This is a genomic window from Micrococcus sp. HMSC31B01 (assembly GCF_001816085.1).
In the GTDB taxonomy this organism is placed as follows: domain Bacteria; phylum Actinomycetota; class Actinomycetes; order Actinomycetales; family Micrococcaceae; genus Micrococcus; species Micrococcus luteus.
Map to the genome: position 1 here is coordinate 1 of NZ_KV824824.1, position 1,869 is coordinate 1,869.

2 protein-coding genes are annotated in these 1,869 nt (G+C 76.2%); both read right to left on the reverse strand.

Features of this window, described 5'->3' with window-relative positions:
* The coding region (gene crtI, locus HMPREF3105_RS00405) for a phytoene desaturase family protein (protein ID WP_141762359.1) at positions 1-824 on the reverse strand (824 nt) is incomplete at its 3' end.
* Positions 821-1,717 (reverse strand): phytoene/squalene synthase family protein, encoded by an 897-nt coding sequence (locus HMPREF3105_RS00410; RefSeq protein ID WP_070708506.1) that lies wholly within the window; start codon positions 1,715-1,717, stop codon positions 821-823. The genes crtI and HMPREF3105_RS00410, both read right to left, overlap by 4 nt.
* Positions 1,718-1,869: the final 152 nt, after the last annotated feature.

Consider the following 1,869-nt stretch of genomic DNA (forward strand, 5'->3'; position numbering starts at 1 on the left):
GGGCGTCCGAGGCGGCCGGCGGGGGCGGGACGGTCCACGACCTCCACGGCGGTCGCCTCGACCCCGGTGCGGATCTCCACACCGGCCTCGCGCACGACCTCCGCCATGGCGTCCACGAGGGCCGCGAACCCGCCGAGGGGGTACTGCACGCCGTCGGCGAGGTCCAGATGGGACATCAGGTGGTACATGGCGGGGGCACGGTCGGGGGACGTGCCGAGGAAGACCGCCGGGTAGCCCAGGATCTGGCGCAGCCGGGGGTCCTGGAAGCGGGCCGCGACGTGGGAGCGCAGGCCCCCCAGCAGCTGGGGCCCGAGGGCCGGCAGGGCGCGCAGGACGTCCGGGTGGGCCAGGGCGGCCGGCCGGCGGAAGTCCGTGTAGAGGAAGTGGTCCTTGGCGAGCCCGTAGATCCGGGACGCGGAGTCGAGGTAGGCCCGCAGGCGGCGCCCGGCGCCGGGCTCGAGGGACTCGAACAGCGTCTCCGCGTGGCCGGTGCGCACGTCCACGGGGGGCTCGTGGAGGTGCTCCTCGAAGTACACCCGGTAGCCGGGGTCCAGGCGGCGCAGGTCCAGCCGTTCGGCGGCGGAGGTCCCCATGAGGCGGAACCAGCGGTCGATCACCTCGGGCATCAGGTACCAGGAGGGCCCGGTGTCGAAGGTGAACCCCGCCTCGGACCAGCGTCCGGCACGGCCGCCCAGGACGGTGCCGCGCTCCAGCAGCGTCACCCGGTGCCCGTCACGGGCCAGCAGGCCCGCCGTGGCCAGTCCGGCGAACCCGCCGCCCACCACCACGGTGCGCGGGCCGGGAGCGGTGTCCCGGGCGCTCATCGGCGGCCTCCCCGGCGGCCCCGTGCCAGGACGCGGGCGGCGATCCGGGCCTTCTGGCGGTCCGGCACCCGGACACGGCGGTGAGCCAGCTCGGCCGCCGGGGTCGCCTCGATCCGGTCCACCAGGGCCGCGAACAGTCCGTGCGCCAGGGCCACGGCGCGCCCGGCCCCGGGGTCCAGGGCACGGATGCCGGGCAGGGCGGCGTCGAGGTCGGCGCGGACCTCGGCCACGAGCTCGGCCTTGCGGGCCTCGGTGAGGACGCCCGGGGCGGCACCGGGCAGGTAGGTGCGGCCCAGCTCGTGGTGGTCCGCGGCCAGGTCCCTGAGGAAGTTGACCTTCTGGAACGCCGCCCCCAGCCGGGAGGCCTGCGCGCGCAGCTCCTGCCGTTGGCCCGGGGTCCGGGCCCGCGTGCCGGGGAGGGAGAGGAAGACCTGCAGGCACATCAGTCCCACCACCTCGGCCGAGCCGTGGATGTAGGCGTCCAGGGATTCGGCGCCGTGCTCGCGGATCCCCAGGTCCGCGCGCATGGAGGCGAAGAAGGGACGGGTCAGCTCCGGGGTGATGCCGTGGCGACGGGCCACGTCGGCGAAGGCGTGCAGGACCGGGTCGGTGGCGAAGCCCGACGCCATCGCGGCCTCACATGCCCGCTCGTAGTCGTCCAGGGCCGCGCGGACCCCGGCCTCGTCGAGCCCGGCGGCCACCGCGACGCCGTCGACCACCTCGTCGGCGACGCGGACCATGGCGTAGATCGTCGCCACGTCCTGGCGGGCCTGCCGGGGCAGGGTGCGGCAGGCCCAGGAGAAGGATGTGGAGTAACGGCGGATCACCTGGGCCGCTGCGGCGTGGGCCGTCCGCGTGTACAGCGCGGCAGGGATCGGGGCGGGCGCGGCCATCTCAGGACCTCCGGGTCAGCACGGCGTGGCAGGCGTCGGCGAACTCCGCCCGGACCGTCTCGTCCAGGGGCAGGGCCGCGATGCGCTCGCGGGCGCGGACGGTGAGCTCGGCGGCGACGTCGAGGGCGTGCTCCCGGGCGCCGGCCGCCTCG

What these genes read in the sequence shown, in the direction of transcription:
- HMPREF3105_RS00410 (WP_070708506.1), bottom strand. Translation starts at nt 1,717, where the DNA reads ATGGCCGCGCCCGCCCCGATCCCTGCCGCGCTGTACACGCGGACGGCC.